We start from the raw sequence: 14,365 nt of genomic DNA, 5'->3' as shown, positions 1-14,365 counted from the left end.
CTCCTAGCCGAGGTAGTCCTCGGCGCCGCCGGTACGGACGGTGTCGAGGGTGAAGCAGTGGAAACCGCCGCCGAACAACCGACGGTGGCGGTGCCGCGCCGGCACCACCGTGAACCTGTGGTCCTCCAGGGTGCGGATCAGGGTCTTGCAGGCGTCGTTGACCAGCACGGTGTTCTCGTCGATCGACAGCAGGTTGAGGTCGATGTACGGGCTGGCGGGAATGGGGTCGTCGTTGTCGTACTGTGGGTAGTCGCTGACGTCGGGCACCGGGGAGACGATCAGGTCCCACGAGCGCAGCCGCTCCGGCAGGAAGTCCAGGACCCGCTCGGACCTGATGAGCAGGGTGCCCGGCCGCAGCGGGATCACCACGCTGTCGATGTGGCTCTGGGTCAGCTTGTGCATGCGGTGGACGCGGAAGCGCCCCGCCAGGTGCCGCTGAAGCCAGTCGTAGGCCAGCGCGTGGTTGGCGTTGGAGATGTTGACGATCAGGTCGCGGCCGAGCCGCAGACAGTTCGCGCCGTCGATCATGATTTCCGGGCCGACGTCGTACGCGGACGGCCGGGGGTCGACCGGCACCTCGATGTTGGGTGCCGCGTTCGCGACGTTCTCCGGGTCGAACGAGGCGTCGGTCATCATCGGCCGGGGCATCGTCGTCCAGCGGGCGCCCTCGGCGAAGTACCTCATGAAGATCGGCTTGAGGAACTGCGTCTCGAAGTACCTCGCCCGCAGGGTCGGCGGCGTCTCGATGATCTCGTCGCCGAGGATCAGCGTGTTGTCCCGCACGTTCAGTGGGGGCGTGACCGGTGCGGACCACGCGGGGGTCGCCACGTTCCCGGGGCGCGGGTCGAGCGGCATCGGCCTGAGCACCCGGATCCCGAGGGACTCGAGAATGGCCGCGATGCCCTCGACGTCCTCGATCAGCTCGCCGAGGAAGCGCTTCTTCGTCGCGAGCCGGTGCGGTTCGTTGCGGTCGGCCCGGGAAGCGCCGTCGTACCAGTCGGTGATGCTCGGGTAGTACCCCTTGGCGCCGGTGAGGTTGTCGCTGACGAACATGTCGAACGACAGGTCGTCGATGCGGTCGAGGTAGTCGGTCGCGGAGCCGAGGACGACCTCCTTGAGCGGTGAGAAGTCGTCGTAGCTGTTCAGGCGCATCGGGAAGGTCCCCTCCTGGTGAAGCGGTGGCGGGCGGTCACAGTGCGGCGGCGTCGAGCACCACGTTCCTGAGCGAGTCGTCGTCGGTGTCGACCTCGTGCATGTCGCGGAGGGTCACCTCGTCGAAGTCGCCGGTGGCGTAGCAGCCGGAGCCGTGCACGAGGATGTCGTCCTCCGGCACCAGGTCCCGGTCGATGGCGTTCAGGATCCCGGTCACCGCCATGACCAGCGACCACTCGCGGAGCGCGGTCGGATTCGCCGGGACGGGCACGCCCGCCTCACCGAGCAGGGCGCGGGTCTGGCCGTACCGTTCGAGGCACTCGGCGAGGGAGACGACCACGCCGCCGCCGCCCTGGCCGTGGATGAGCGCGTTCATCCGGGCCGAGGTCACCGGGGTCCTGGTGTAGAACGTCGGGTCGAGCGTCTCCCGGGGGTCGAAGGTGACGGCCGGGAAGTGCGGGTCCTCCTGCTGGACGTAGCGACCGGACTCCGGCTGGTAGGAGTAGTCGGGCAGGTGCCTGCTGTCGAAGTCGCCGTCGTGGTAGAGGCTGACCACCATGTCCGGCGCGCCGAGATGCTGCACGAGGAAGTAGCGCGAGGGCAGGCCGGTCCCGCCGAACCGCTCCCGGCCGTACGCGTGCCCGAGCAGCCCGTACGCGCTGGACACGGCGTGCACGTGCAGCCGCGGTACGGTCGCTGCCGGCGGGAAGAACTCCTCCTCCGCCAGCGCCCGCACCACGTCCGCGGCCAGGTAGTTCTCCAGTTGCAGGGTGTACCAGAGGTTGGTCTTGGCGCTCTTCTCCAGTGCCTCCCTGTGGGTGTCGACCATGGTCCGCGCGATCGTCTTCACCGTGCCGGGCACGTCACCCCGGTACACGGCGATGGGGTTGCGGGCGCGCAGGTACGGGTCGGTGAGCAGTTCCGACGCGCGGATCTTGTGGACCGAGCCGGCGGGTACGACGACCGCCACGTTGAGCTGGTCGGGGGTGACCAGTCCGGCGCCGATCGCCCGCAGCACCGCGTCCCGCATGGCGACGGCCTTGTTCGCGGAGGACGGCGTGATGATCGTGACCCGCTCGCCGGTGCGCTGGATGTACCCGACCGCACGGGCGACGATGACCAGTGAGGCGAAGGTCTTCGTCGTCATCGTCCCGGGGTTGCGGGTGAGGTCCAGCAGCGCGAGGTTCCTGCCGCGGTACCGCCCCATCGGGGTGTGCCCCAGATCGGAGGCCGAAAGGTACTCGCGCATCGCGGGTGTCGGTTCGGGCAGTTCGACACCGGGCGTGAACTCGCTCGACGCGGCACTGCCCGACAGTGTTCGCAGTGCATCCTGAACCTGCGGATAATAATGGGCGAGAGCATTCTCGAGAAGCATGTGGACAGCCTTCCGGAATTCCGCGCTGTTTTCGGTGGTCGGTGCTATCTGGTGCCCATGCTGAGGCCGTGCTCGAAGGGGAGACCGCGGACCGTGGTCACGTCGCGGAAGCCCACGCGGCTCAACCAGCGCTCGTAGTCCGCTGCCGGATATGCCATGCCCTGCCCGCTCGCCAGCACATTGAAGTACAGGCCGAGGCGGGCCGAGAAAATGCCACTGGTCTCGTCGTCGGAGACGTTGTAGCCGTACAGGAAGACCCGTCCGCCGACCGGCAGGACGTCATAGGCCTTCTGCAGCATCGCCAGGATCTGCTCGGCGGAGAAGATCTCCAGCACGTGGCTGAAGAGGACGGCGTCCGGGCCGAGAGGAAAGTTGTCGGTGAACATGTTGCCGGAGAGAAGGTCGACCCGGTCGGCCAGTGCGGTCGTCTTGCCGTCGGCGATTCTGGACACGCTGGGAATGTCGAAGATCGTCGACTTCAGCTGGGGGTGGCGTGCCGCGAGGCGGATCGACGTCGTGCCGTCGCCGCCGCCGACGTCGAGCAGGTGCCGCACCTCGGCGAACTCCGGCCGTTCGACCAGCGCGTCGACGGAGCGCAGGGTGAAGGCGCTCATCGCCCGGTGGAACACCGCCTCAAGGTCAGGGTTGCGGGAAAGCCGCTGGTAGAGCGTGGGTTCGTCGCCGGGGTAGGCGTCGAGTGCGGTGTTGGTGCCCGCCCGCAGCGCCGTCGTCATCTGCCCGAAGGCGGGGTAGTAGACCTCCTTCCAGCCGACGATGATGTGCGCCCAGCTGTCCTCGTCGTCGGAGGCGAGGAGATCCTGGGCGACCGCCGAGTTGGCGTACCGGCCGTCCCGCCTGGTCAGCAGCCCGGTCGAACAGACCGCCTGGAGGAGGACCCGGAGCTGGTGGAGCGGCAGTGCCGTGTGCTGGTGGATCTGGTCGAACGTCGCCTCGGCCCGGTCGGCGAGGAAATGGAAGATCCCCAGCTCGACGGAGGTGGCCACCGCGTTGAACAACGCGGGAGCGTTCATCAGGAACTGGAAGCGCTCATAGACCGGATCGCCATCGTGTGCGGCACGCATTGGCCCCACCTCTCCCGTGCAGGCTGGTAAGAATTCCCGATGGAAAGTATTTCCGCGACATGCCGCAGGCGATCGGTCGCGCGGATGGTTGTCGCGTTTGAAATGCGGATTCGTGTCGCGGAGACCCCCGTTCACCTCTCCCGACCATCGATGATCATTGAGAAGTTTGAATAGATTGACCGCGTTGGCGAGCCTACCTGAAGGCCGAAAGGCCCAGCATCCCAATTGGTGTGACGTGGATCACATTTACGGCGGTGATTGTGTGTGATTAAGTGGTCACGAAGCCCCCGGGTGCCTAGATCGACTAATGGAAAGCGCCTTGTGGGTTACCGTCTCGCGCATCCCTCGACACCGCCGGTGAGACCGCACCACTGGTCACGCGGGTGTCCGGCGCGGACTAATCAGATGCAGCCCCGGGGGAGTGCATGCAGCTCAACAGCTTTGACGAGTGGTCGCCGCTGAAGGAAGTAATTGTCGGCTCGGCCGACAACTACATATCGCACGACCGTGAGCTGTCATTCGACCTGTTCTTCCACGACAACATCAGGGAGAACCGGTCCTTCCGGACCGAGTGGTACTACCCCCGCCTGGCGGCTCGCGCGGCCACCGCGGCGGCGCCGGAGCCCGGCCGGGTGCCGATCAAGGAGCGGTACGTCGCCGAGCTCTGCGAGGACCTCGACGGGCTCGCCAAGACCCTCGAATCCCTCGCGGTGACCGTCCACCGTCCGATCACCCTGGACCCGTCCACGGTGGAGGTCGCCACGCCGGCGTGGTCGGCCGCCGTCGTCCCACCACTCAACGTGCGGGACAACACCCTGATCCTGGGCGACGAGATCATCGAGACCCCACCCATGATCCGCTCGCGGTACTTCGAGACGCAGCTGCTCAAGCCGATCTTCGCCGACTACTTCCGGCGGGGCGCGCGGTGGACGGTCATGCCGCGGCCGATGATGACCGACGCCTCGTTCGACCTGTCCTACGTCCGCAGTGGCACGGCGGGCGGGCCGACCGAGACGATCGAGGACCCGCGCCCGTCACCGTACGACGTGGGGTTCGAGATGATGTTCGACGGCGCCCAGTGTCTGCGACTGGGCCGGGACGTCGTCGCCAACGTCTCGACGGCCAACCACGCCCTGGCGTGCGACTGGCTCGAACGCCACCTCGCCGGACGGTTCCGCATCCACCGGGTGTACCAGCTGAGCGACAGTCACCTCGACAGCATGGTGCTGGCGTTACGGCCGGGCACCCTGCTGGTGCGTTCCGCCGAGGTGATGGAGAAGCTCCCCGCGCCGTTGCGCAGCTGGGACCACATCGTCGCGCCCGAGCCGGACGGCGACAGCTTCCCCCGCTACGACGACGACGACCTCATCCTCACCAGCCCGTTCATCGACCTCAACGTGCTCTCCGTCGACCCGGCGACGGTGCTGGTCAACGAGGCGTGCCCGGAGCTGGCCCGCACGTTGGAACGGCACGGGTTCACCGCCGTACCCGTCCGCCACCGCCACCGCCGGCTGTTCGGTGGGGGCCTGCACTGCTTCACCCTGGACACCGTCCGCCAGGGCGGCGCGGAAGACTACCTCCGCTGATGGGCGTTCAGCGGCCCTGCCACCGTGGTTCGCGCTTCTCCACGAACGCGAGCGGACCCTCGACGGCGTCCATGCTCTGCATCCGCTGCTCCTCCCGGGGGAACCGGGTCGAGAACGCGGTCTCCAGCGGCATGGTGAGCGACTTCGTCGCCGCTTCCTTGATCGCCCGCACGGACAGCGGCGCGCACCGGAGGATGTCGGCCACCCACCCGTCGACGCAGGCGTCGAGCTCGTCGGCGGGCACCACCTCGTTGACCAGGCCGAGTTCGAAGGCCCGCCGGGCGGTCATCGACCTGCCGGTGAGCAGCTGCCCCATCGCGGTACGCCAGGGCAGCTGCCTGGTCAACCGGAACACGCCGCCCGCGCCCGCCATCAGACCCAGCCGGGCCTCCGGCAGCGCGAACGTGGCATCGGTCGACGCGATCACGAGGTCGCAGGCCAGCGCGAGCTCGAAGCCGCCGCCCATCGCGTACCCGCGTACCTTGGCGACGACCGGCTTGGCCAGGTCGAACCGCTCGGTGAGCCGGGGCCAGCCGGGCTTGCCCCGACTGCCGAAGGTCGCCGTGCCCGCGGTGCCCGCCCGCACCCGTCCGGCCAGCTCCTTGAGGTCCTGGCCGACGGAGAAGGCTCGGTCGCCCGCGCCGGTGAGCACGGCCACCCACAGGTCGTCATCGGCCTCGAAATCGTCCCAGACCCGCGCCAGTTCCTGGTGCATGCGCAGGTCCATCGCATTGAGCACCTCAGGCCGGTCGAGGGTCACGACGGCCACATGACCGTTCTTTTCGTAACGCACTCCAGGGGACATGGCAGCGAGTCTAGTCGGCTCGACTTTCACGGGAAGGAATAGGTCCATGCGGCTCGGGGTGAAGAAGCGGGTCGATGCCCCGCGCATTGTCGGCGTCGGCACCGCGGTACCGGCGACGTCATACAGCCAGCGGGAGCTGCTCGACGAATTCCGCATCACCGACCCGCGGATCCGGTCGGTCTTCCTCAACAGCGCGATCGACCGCCGGGGGCTCACGCTGCCGCCGCTCGGACCCGACGGCTCGCGGTGTGTGGAGAGCCAGGGCGACCTGCTGCGCAAACACGTCACCAACGGTCTCGCCCTGGGCACGAGAGCCGTCGCGTCGTGCCTGGATGCCGCGGGCGCGACGCCGTCCGACGTGGGCTACCTGTGCTGCGTCTCCTCGACGGGATTCATCACGCCCGGATTCTCCGCCCTGCTGATCAAAGAGCTCGGCCTCAGCGTGCACTGCTCGCGGCTCGACGTGGTGGGCATGGGGTGCAACGCCGGCCTGAACGGCCTGACCGCCGTCGCCGGCTGGGCCGGGGCACACCCGGGCGAGTTGGCGCTCATGGTCTGCATCGAGGCGTGTTCGGCGGCGTACGTCTTCGACGGAACGATGCGTTCGTCGGTGGTCAACAGCCTGTTCGGCGACGGTGCTGCGGCGGTGGCGGTCCGCCGGCCGGACGGCGACGTCCCCCGGGGCACCGCGCTCCTGCGCTTCTCCAGCTGCATCATCCCCGACGCCATCGACGCGATGCGGTACGACTGGGACGACGACCACGGCAAGTTCAGTTTCCGGCTCGACCAGGACGTGCCGTACGTGGTCGGCGCGCACGCCGAACTCGCGCTCGGAAAGCTGCTCGACGGGACGGACCTGCACCGCTCCGACATATCGCACTGGATCATCCATTCCGGTGGCAAGAAGGTGATCGACTCCGTGCGTGCGAATCTCGGCCTGTCCCGCCACGACGTACGGCACACGACCGGCGTCCTGCGGGAGCACGGGAATCTGTCGAGCGGGTCCTTCCTCTTCTCCTACCAGCGTCTGCTCGCCGAGCAGAGCGCGGTGCCCGGCGAATTCGGCGTCCTCATGACGATGGGACCGGGATCAACTATCGAAATGGCCCTGGTGGCCTGGTGACGGAAGGGGAGACCGCCACGATGAGCAGGCACCTCGAATTGACAGGCGTCTCCGGCGGGCTCGCGCTCGTACTGACGGTCGACGTGACACGACCGCTCGCCGAACTGACCGACTCCGTGAACGCGATCTGCGAGCAGGTGGAGAAACGCGTCGGACGGACGGTCGTCGTGCTGCGGCTGGACGGCACGGCGGCGCAGAGCCGGGTGTGGCCGGGCGAGGTCGGGATCCGCGACGTCAACCGGTGGGAACGGGCGGTCCGCAGGCTCGAACGGCTGCCGGCGGCGAACGTCGTGGCGGCCAGCGGTCCGTGTGGCGGTCCCGCGCTGGACCTGCTGCTGGCGGTCGACTTCCGCATCGGCGCACCGGACCTGGTGCTCCTGCTGCCCGTCAACGACGGGCACTTCTGGCCGGGCATGTCGGTCTACCGGCTGGTCCAGAACCTCGGGGTGGCCAGGGCCCGCCAGATCGTGATCTGGGGGATGGACATCTCGGTGGCGAAGGCCTCCGAACTCGGCCTGGTCGACCAGGTCAGCGAGGACCTCGACGACGCCGTGCACACCGCGACCGTGTTGATGGGCCGGGTGTCCGACCAGGAACTCGCGGTGCGCCGGCAACTGCTGCTCGAAGCGTCCGCCGCCGAGTACGACGACGCGCTCGGCGTGCACCTGGCCGCGTGCGACCGTGAACTGCGCAGGCTGGCGGTAGGGGCCGCTTCGTGACCACGACCGGTGCCCCGGTGCGGGAGGCGGCGGCCCCGGTCCTCTCCGGCGTGCTCGACGACGACGCGCGGGAACTGGCCGGGTACGTCGCCGCGGGCGAGGAGACACTGGCCGGGCTGCCCCCGAAGGCCGCGCGCGACGGCCCGCAGCGGCAGGCCGCGGACCGGATCCACGCCGCCTGCCGGGCGGCCCGCCACGCGTTCCTCGCCCGGCACGTGGACGCCGTGTACGACCTGCTCACCGACGGCCGCACCCGCTATCCCCGGCTGCCCGCACTCGTGCGGGCCGCGGCCGAGCGGTTTCCCGGGCTCGTGCCGTCGGCCGCCCAGATGGACGCCGAACGACGACACGTGCAGGCGGAGAAGGAGGGCCGGGAGATCGACCAGGGTATCTTCTGCGCCGCGGTGCTGCGGTCGGCCACGGCCGGGCGGCACCTGATCGACGCGATGCTGATGCCCACCCCGCGGGCGCTCGGGCTGCTCGCCGACTTCCGGCGGACGGGCGTGGCCGAGCTGGACACCGTGCTGGTCGAACGCCGGGGGCACGCCGCCGAGGTGACCTTCCGCAACGCCCACTGCCTGAACGCGGAGGACACCGGCCTGATCGCCGACCTGGAGACGGCCGTCGACCTGGCGCTGCTGGACGACCAGGTGCGCGTCGGGGTGCTGCGGGGCGGGGAGGTGGACCACCCCCGCTACCGGGGGCGGCGGGTGTTCAGCGCGGGCATCAACCTCAAGGACCTGCGCAACGGCGCGATCCCGCTGCTGGAGTTCCTGCTGGGCCGGGAACTCGGCTACCTCAACAAGATGTGCCGGGGCCTGCTGGTCGACGTGGCGGCCGGTCCCTGGTCGGACCGTACGGTCGCGAAACCGTGGATCGGCGCGGTCGACTCGTTCGCCATCGGTGGTGGCATGCAGCTGCTGCTCGTCCTCGACCGGGTGATCGCCGAACGCGACGCCTACGTCAGCCTGCCCGCGGCCGAGGAGGGCATCGTGCCGGGGCTGGGCAACCTCCGGCTCACCCGGCTCACCGGGGCGCGGCTCGCCCGGCAGGTGGTCCTGGGCGGGCGGAGCATCCCGGTGGCGAGCGCGGAGGGCCGGCTGATCTGCGACGAGGTCGTCGAACCACAGGACATGCCCGACGCGATCGACCGCGCGGTGCGGGAACTCGGCGCACCGGCCGTGGCCGCCAACCGGCGGATGCTCGTGCTCGCGGAGGAGCCGCTGGACGTGTTCCGGGAGTATCTGGCCGAGTTCGCGTACGCCCAGGTGCGCAGAGCCTACAGCGACGACGTCCTGGCCAAGGTCGAGCGGCGTTGGCAGCGCTCGGGAGCGCGCCGATGAGCGCCGCGTGGCTCGACCAGGACTCCCTGCACCCGTCGCTACGGGATCCGCTGCTGGGGTCGATCGGCTTCCTCAACGAGGTGATGGGCCGGTTCCCGGACGCGATCTCCTTCGCGCCCGGCGCACCGCACCCGGACTTCCTCACCGAGATCGACATCCAGCGGTACACCGAACGTTTCCTGACCCACCTGCGGGACGAGGGCCGCACCCCCGCCCAGGCGCAACGGCTGCTCTACGAGTACGGCCCCGGCCGGGGGATCATCAACGGCATCGTCGGCGACGCACTGGCCCGGGACCACGGCATCGACGTCGACCCGGACGCGATCGTGATCACCGTGGGGGCGCAGGAGGGCATGCTCCTGGTGCTGCGCGCCCTGTTCCGCTCCGACCGCGACGTGCTCGCGGTGGTCGACCCCTGCTTCGTCGGGATGACCGGGGCCGCGCGGCTGCTCGACATCGAGCGCCTCGCGATCGGGGAGACCCCGGCCGGCATCGATCTCGACGCGCTCGCGACCGCCTGTCGGCAGGCCCGGCGGGCGGGCCGACGGATCCGGGCGTGCTACGTCGCCCCGGACTTCTCCAACCCCGGCGGCAGCCGGATGACCCTGGCCGCCCGGCGGGAGCTGCTGGCGCTCGCCGCGCGGGAGGACTTCTTCGTGCTGGAGGACGACGCGTACGCGTTCACCGCGCCGTCCGACGAGCACCTGCCGCCGCTCAAGGCGCTGGACGAGGGCGGGCGGGTCATCCACATCGGCACCTTCGCCAAGGTGGCCTTCCCCGGCGCGCGGGTCGGGTACGTGCTCGCGGACCAGCGCGTGGGCGACGGCGGAAAGGTGCTCGCCGACGAACTCGCCACGATCAAGACCATGGTCACGGTGAACACCTCACCGCTGTGCCAGGCGGTGATCGGGGGCATGTTGCTGGAGCACGGCCGGTCCCTGCTGGAGCTCTCCAGGCGCAAGTCCGAGCTCTACCGGCGCAACCTGCACCACCTGGTCACGGCGCTCGACGCGCACCTCGGTGACGCGCGCTCGGACCGGCTGGCGTGGAACCGGCCGCACGGCGGCTTCTTCGTCCGGATGCGCCTGCCGGTCCCGGTCACCGTCGACCTGCTGGAGCGGTCGGCGAGCAAGTACGGCGTGCTCTGGACCCCGATGGCCCAGTTCTACCTCGGTGGTGGGGGCGAGAGGCAGCTGCGCCTGTCCTGCAGCTACCTCGACCCCGACCAGATCGACACCGGGGTACGACGGCTGGCCGCGTTCGTGAAGGAAGAGGTGAGGGCATGAAGCCGGTTCCGTTGCCGACGGCGCGGATCACCCCGTTCGACCCGCCGGCCGAGCTGGCGGAGTACCGGGAGCAGACGCCGATCAGGCCGATGGTCTACCCGGACGGACACGTCGGCTGGCTGGTGACCAGTCACGCACTGGCCAGGAGGCTGCTGTCCGACCAGCGGTTCAGCGCGCGGTCGGAGTTCAAGCGGGCGCCGGTGGCGCGGCCGAGCGCGGACCCGTTCTTCGGCGCACCGGCGTTGCCCGGCTGGCTGGTGGACATGGACGCGCCGGAGCACACCCGGCTGCGGCTGCAACTGGCCGGGAAGTTCACCGCCAAACGGATGAGGGACCTGCGACCGCTGCTGGAGCGGATCGTCGACGACCAGCTCACCGCCATGGAGAAGCACGGGCCGCCGGCCGACCTGGTGTCGCTGTTCGCGCTGCCGGTGCCGTCGCTGGCGATCTGCGAGCTGCTCGGGGTGCCGTACCGCGACCGGGCGGAGTTCCAGCGCAACAGCGCGACGCTGTTCAGCCTGGAGGCCAGCGCGCAGGACGCCTCGCGGGCGATGGACGAGCTGTACGGGCTGCTGCGGCGACTGGTCGTGGGCCGGGACACCGACACCGGCGGGCTGTTGAGCATGCTGGCGGCGGAGGGCTCGCTCGGCACCGAGGAGATCGCCGGGATCGGGGTGCTGCTGCTGACCGCGGGGCACGAGTCCACCGCGGGTTCGCTGGGGCTGAGTGTCTTCACCCTGCTGTCGCACCCCGAGCACCTGGCCCGGCTGCAGGCGGAGCCCACGCTGGTCGACAACGCGGTGGAGGAGCTGCTCAGATATTTGACGATCTTCCACTTCGGAGTGCCGCGAACGCCGCTGGAGGACGTCGAGGTCGAGGGGCACCTGCTGCGGGCCGGCGAGTCGATCACGATCTCGCTGCCCGCGGTGAACCGGGACCGGAGCTGGTTCGCCGAGCCGGACCGGCTGGACTTCGACCGTCGGACGGCCGGGCACATGGCGTTCGGCTACGGCATCCACCAGTGCCTCGGGCAGAACCTGGTGCGGATGGAGATGCGCGTCGCGCTGCCGGCGATCTTCCGGCGCTTCCCCCGGCTGGCGCTGGCCGTCGTACCGGACGAGGTGCCGCTGAAGACGAACGTCAGCGTCTACGGCGTGCACGAGCTGCCGGTCACCTGGTGACGAGGAGGGAACGCGTGCGAATCCAGGTCGACAGTGACGCCTGCGTCGGCTCCGGGCAGTGTGCGCTAGCGCTGCCGGAGGTCTTCGACCAGGACGACGCCGACGGCAGGGTCGTGCTGCTGGACGACCGGCCGCCCGCCGGGCTGCACGGCGCGGTGCGCGAGGCGGCGAGCCGCTGCCCTGTCCGGGCGATCACGGCGCAGTGACGAGGAACCGATCCGATGACGAGGAAAGCCGATCCCGTGTCTGAGACGACCGCCCCGGCCCGCGTACCCCTCCTTCGACGGCTGCGCCTGCACGCCGGCTACCACTGGCGTAACAGCGGTCACCCGCTGCTGACCACGGCCCGGGTCGCCTGGGACACCAGGGACTGGGCCCGGTTCCCCGCCGTACGCTCGGATCTCGGCGGCCTGTCGATCTCGTACTCCGGGCTGCCGGAGGGGCTGGCCTACACGCTCGACTTCACCGAACAGCGCCGCGGCGCGGACGGGGAGCGGACGGCGGCACGCCGCACCGCCGCCCTGCGGGGCCGCGACCTCAGGTCGGCCGACCGGCTGCCGGACGCCGACATCACGATCCTCGGCACGAGCGCGGCGCGGGCCCGGCGGATGCCCGCCGACGCGGCGCTGGTCCTGCCGATGCGCGTGCACTTCGTGGTGGACTTCGACGACGACGCGGAGGTGGTGCTCGGCCGGATCTCGAAGAACGAACGACGCAGGTTCCGCAGGAACGCGCGTCGGCACCGGTGGGGTAGCGAGATCGTGCGGGACGCCGCCTGGTTCGACCACTTCTACGAGCACTACTACAGCGCCACCATGCACAACCGGCACGGCGCCCGGCAGCGCACCGAATCCCGGGAGTCGGCGTACGAGTGCCTGTTCCGCACCGGCCGGCTGTTCGTGCTCACCGAGGACGGCGAGCGCATCGCCGGACGGCTGTGCCACTGGAACCCCGCGACCGGCGTGCTGACGTCGCGGCTGGTGGGAGTGCGCGACGGTGCCGACGTGCACTACGCGAACGGTGTGATCAAGGCGATGAACGTCCTGTTCATCGAGTGGGCGGCGGCCAACGGGGTGCGTCAGCTCGACTTCCAGGGGACGGAACCCTTCCTCAGCAAGGGCACCTACCAGTCGAAGCGCCTCATCGGTACGCGCGTGGTCCTGCCGCCCAACCACTTCGGCGGCAAGCGGTTGTGGCTGCGGGTCCGGCGGGACACCCCGGCGGTGCGCGACTTCCTGGTGGCGAACCCGTTCGTGGCGGAGACGGAGCAGGGTTTCCTGGAGGCCGTCTACTTCCACGACGCCCGACGGCCCCCACGGCTCGACTACCCCGCGAACTCCCCGGGCGTTCGGGGTGCCCGCCACGTCGACCTCGACGAGTTTCTCGCCGCCGTACCCGAAGGATCGTCGACGAGGAGCGTCACCGCATGACCACCAGCGGACCCTCGTCGGCGCGGGTTGCCGGGATCCTCGCCGAGCACCTGCGGGACATCCCCATGGGTGGCTTCCCCATCGCGGCCGAGCCGGTCGTCATGCCGTCGGCCGAGTACCGGGAACTGCTGGCGGTCACCCGCCGCCTGGTCGAGCTGTCGCAGCAGACGGTGCTGCGCCTGGCGCCGGACCTGGCGGGCCGGATGGCCGCGCTGCGGGTCGACCCGGCCGGATACCAGCGGGCGAACCCGGACGAGGCGTTCGAGCTACGGCACGCCGGTGACGTGGTCCGCGCCGACGTCGTCATCGGCGGGGACGGCCCGCGCTTCGTCGAACTCAACGTGGGCGCCGGCATCGGCGGCATGGTGCAGTTCGAGCAGCAGCGCCGCGCCTGGCAACGCGTCCGGTCGGCGGCGGGGCTGCCGCCGCTCGTGGGCGAGGACATCTTCGCGCTCTTCGCCGCCCTGCTCAGGAGAACCTGCGCCGAGCTGGGCCTCCCGCCCGGCGCCCTGCTGATCGGCACACTGGCGGATCCCGGCAAGCGTGGCCGGGTCAACGACATGCAGGTCCAGCTGCTGGGCGAGCACGGCCTGCCCGCCCGCTTCGCCCGACTGTCGCACCTGCTCGACGAGATCCGGCCGACCGACCTGCTGGGCGTCGTCCAGTTCTGCGAGGACGAGGCGGAGCAGCTCGGCTGGGACGCGACGCCGCTGCTGACCGCCGTCAAGAGCGGGATGCACGCGACGCCGTCGCAGACCTCCCGGCTCGTCGACTCGAAGAAGGTCCTGGCCTGGCTCTCCGAGGGCCTGCCGTGGATGTCCGGGCAGGACCGGGAGCTGGTACGCCGCTTCGTGCCGTGGAGCAGGGTGCTGGGCGAGCGCCGGGTGCGCTGGCGGGGTAGCGCGTACGAGCTGCCCCGGCTGCTCGTCGAGCGGCAGGAGGACTTCGTGCTCAAGGGCGCCGCCGGCCTGTCGTCACTGGAGGTGTTCTTCGGCGCGAACACCGCGCCCGAGCGTTGGGCCGAGCTGGTGCGTACCGGCACGGAATCCGAGTACTACGTGGCGCAGGAACTCGTCACCCCCGTCCGGCACCCGGTGCGGGTGATGCTGGACGAATCCGGTCGCACCGACGAGGTGCTCGCCAACCCGGTGATCAGCCCGTTCTGCGTCGGCGGCGTGCCCACCGGCTGTCTCATGCGGTTCGACACGGCCACCGGGCCGGGCGCGGTCACCGTGAAGAGCGGCGCCATGCTCGGCTGCCTGCTGGGGGCGGTCGACCGATGA

Annotated in this window: 13 protein-coding genes; 9 read left to right on the top strand and 4 right to left on the bottom strand. The window is 70.1% G+C overall.

Annotated features, from left to right (window positions below; genetic code table 11):
• Window positions 1–3 precede the first annotated feature (3 nt).
• The 3 genes from GA0070623_RS08205 to GA0070623_RS08195 are packed head-to-tail and all read right to left on the bottom strand — an operon-like array spanning window position 4 to window position 3,609.
• Window positions 4–1,152: a glycine amidinotransferase gene (locus GA0070623_RS08205; protein WP_067308972.1), complete on the bottom strand. Its 1,149-nt coding sequence runs from the start codon at window positions 1,150–1,152 to the stop codon at window positions 4–6.
• A gap of 37 nt (window positions 1,153–1,189) precedes the next feature.
• Window positions 1,190–2,527, bottom strand: coding sequence for a DUF6002 family protein (locus tag GA0070623_RS08200; protein WP_084261330.1), 1,338 nt, complete (start codon window positions 2,525–2,527; stop codon window positions 1,190–1,192).
• Between the two features lie 44 nt (window positions 2,528–2,571).
• Complete coding sequence (locus GA0070623_RS08195) at window positions 2,572–3,609, bottom strand: methyltransferase (RefSeq protein WP_067308966.1); 1,038 nt, start codon at window positions 3,607–3,609, stop codon at window positions 2,572–2,574.
• Window positions 3,610–4,034: 425 nt separating this feature from the next.
• Here GA0070623_RS08195 and GA0070623_RS08190 point away from each other — a divergent pair, with 425 nt between their 5' ends.
• On the top strand, window positions 4,035–5,195 hold the full coding sequence (locus GA0070623_RS08190; protein WP_067308963.1) for a glycine amidinotransferase: 1,161 nt from the start codon (window positions 4,035–4,037) through the stop codon (window positions 5,193–5,195).
• Between the two features lie 7 nt (window positions 5,196–5,202).
• Here the strand turns inward: GA0070623_RS08190 and dpgD are convergent, their stop codons facing one another.
• Window positions 5,203–6,000 (bottom strand): enoyl-CoA-hydratase DpgD, encoded by a 798-nt coding sequence (gene dpgD / locus GA0070623_RS08185; RefSeq protein WP_084261329.1) that lies wholly within the window; start codon window positions 5,998–6,000, stop codon window positions 5,203–5,205.
• Between dpgD and dpgA the strand changes: the two genes are divergently transcribed.
• Genes dpgA through GA0070623_RS08145 form a run of 8 tightly spaced genes read left to right on the top strand, consistent with a single transcriptional unit; the run spans window position 5,999 to window position 14,365 of the window.
• Entirely contained in the window at window positions 5,999–7,123 is a 1,125-nt protein-coding gene (gene dpgA / locus GA0070623_RS08180; protein WP_231932717.1) for a 3,5-dihydroxyphenylacetyl-CoA synthase DpgA, read from the top strand. The genes dpgD and dpgA overlap by 2 nt on opposite strands.
• 20 nt (window positions 7,124–7,143) lie before the next feature.
• On the top strand, window positions 7,144–7,842 hold the full coding sequence (gene dpgB, locus GA0070623_RS08175; protein WP_067309008.1) for an enoyl-CoA-hydratase DpgB: 699 nt from the start codon (window positions 7,144–7,146) through the stop codon (window positions 7,840–7,842).
• Window positions 7,839–9,185, top strand: a complete 1,347-nt coding sequence (dpgC, locus tag GA0070623_RS08170; protein ID WP_067308956.1) for a (3,5-dihydroxyphenyl)acetyl-CoA 1,2-dioxygenase DpgC — start codon at window positions 7,839–7,841, stop codon at window positions 9,183–9,185. Before dpgB ends, dpgC begins: the two co-directional genes overlap by 4 nt.
• The gene (locus tag GA0070623_RS08165; RefSeq protein ID WP_067308953.1) at window positions 9,182–10,471 is read left to right on the top strand and encodes an aminotransferase-like domain-containing protein; all 1,290 of its coding nucleotides are present in this window, start codon (window positions 9,182–9,184) and stop codon (window positions 10,469–10,471) included. The genes dpgC and GA0070623_RS08165 overlap by 4 nt, the downstream gene beginning before the upstream one ends.
• Entirely contained in the window at window positions 10,468–11,652 is a 1,185-nt protein-coding gene (locus GA0070623_RS08160; RefSeq protein WP_067308949.1) for a cytochrome P450, read from the top strand. The genes GA0070623_RS08165 and GA0070623_RS08160 overlap by 4 nt, the downstream gene beginning before the upstream one ends.
• Window positions 11,653–11,666: 14 nt before the next feature.
• Window positions 11,667–11,858 (top strand): ferredoxin, encoded by a 192-nt coding sequence (locus GA0070623_RS08155; protein WP_067309005.1) that lies wholly within the window; start codon window positions 11,667–11,669, stop codon window positions 11,856–11,858.
• A gap of 36 nt (window positions 11,859–11,894) precedes the next feature.
• Window positions 11,895–13,082 carry a GNAT family N-acetyltransferase gene (locus GA0070623_RS08150; protein ID WP_067308946.1) on the top strand — a complete coding sequence of 396 codons (1,188 nt, stop codon included), beginning with the start codon at window positions 11,895–11,897 and terminating at the stop codon, window positions 13,080–13,082.
• Window positions 13,079–14,365 carry a hypothetical protein gene (locus tag GA0070623_RS08145; RefSeq protein ID WP_067308943.1) on the top strand — a complete coding sequence of 429 codons (1,287 nt, stop codon included), beginning with the start codon at window positions 13,079–13,081 and terminating at the stop codon, window positions 14,363–14,365. The genes GA0070623_RS08150 and GA0070623_RS08145 overlap by 4 nt, the downstream gene beginning before the upstream one ends.

It is taken from the genome of Micromonospora rifamycinica (assembly GCF_900090265.1).
In the GTDB taxonomy this organism is placed as follows: domain Bacteria; phylum Actinomycetota; class Actinomycetes; order Mycobacteriales; family Micromonosporaceae; genus Micromonospora; species Micromonospora rifamycinica.
The sequence above is the reverse complement of the archived record's forward strand: the minus strand, read 5'-3'. Positions and strand labels throughout refer to the sequence as shown.

Excerpts from the sequence above, each read along its gene's own strand:
- GA0070623_RS08145 (WP_067308943.1), top strand. The coding sequence starts at position 13,079 with ATGACCACCAGCGGACCCTCGTCGGCGCGGGTTGCCGGGATCCTCGCC.
- GA0070623_RS08165 (WP_067308953.1), top strand. The coding sequence starts at position 9,182 with ATGAGCGCCGCGTGGCTCGACCAGGACTCCCTGCACCCGTCGCTACGG.
- GA0070623_RS08190 (WP_067308963.1), top strand. The coding sequence starts at position 4,035 with ATGCAGCTCAACAGCTTTGACGAGTGGTCGCCGCTGAAGGAAGTAATT.
- dpgD (WP_084261329.1), bottom strand. The coding sequence starts at position 6,000 with ATGTCCCCTGGAGTGCGTTACGAAAAGAACGGTCATGTGGCCGTCGTG.
- dpgA (WP_231932717.1), top strand. The coding sequence starts at position 5,999 with ATGGCAGCGAGTCTAGTCGGCTCGACTTTCACGGGAAGGAATAGGTCC.
- GA0070623_RS08195 (WP_067308966.1), bottom strand. The coding sequence starts at position 3,609 with ATGCGTGCCGCACACGATGGCGATCCGGTCTATGAGCGCTTCCAGTTC.
- GA0070623_RS08205 (WP_067308972.1), bottom strand. The coding sequence starts at position 1,152 with ATGCGCCTGAACAGCTACGACGACTTCTCACCGCTCAAGGAGGTCGTC.
- GA0070623_RS08160 (WP_067308949.1), top strand. The coding sequence starts at position 10,468 with ATGAAGCCGGTTCCGTTGCCGACGGCGCGGATCACCCCGTTCGACCCG.
- dpgB (WP_067309008.1), top strand. The coding sequence starts at position 7,144 with ATGAGCAGGCACCTCGAATTGACAGGCGTCTCCGGCGGGCTCGCGCTC.
- GA0070623_RS08200 (WP_084261330.1), bottom strand. The coding sequence starts at position 2,527 with ATGCTTCTCGAGAATGCTCTCGCCCATTATTATCCGCAGGTTCAGGAT.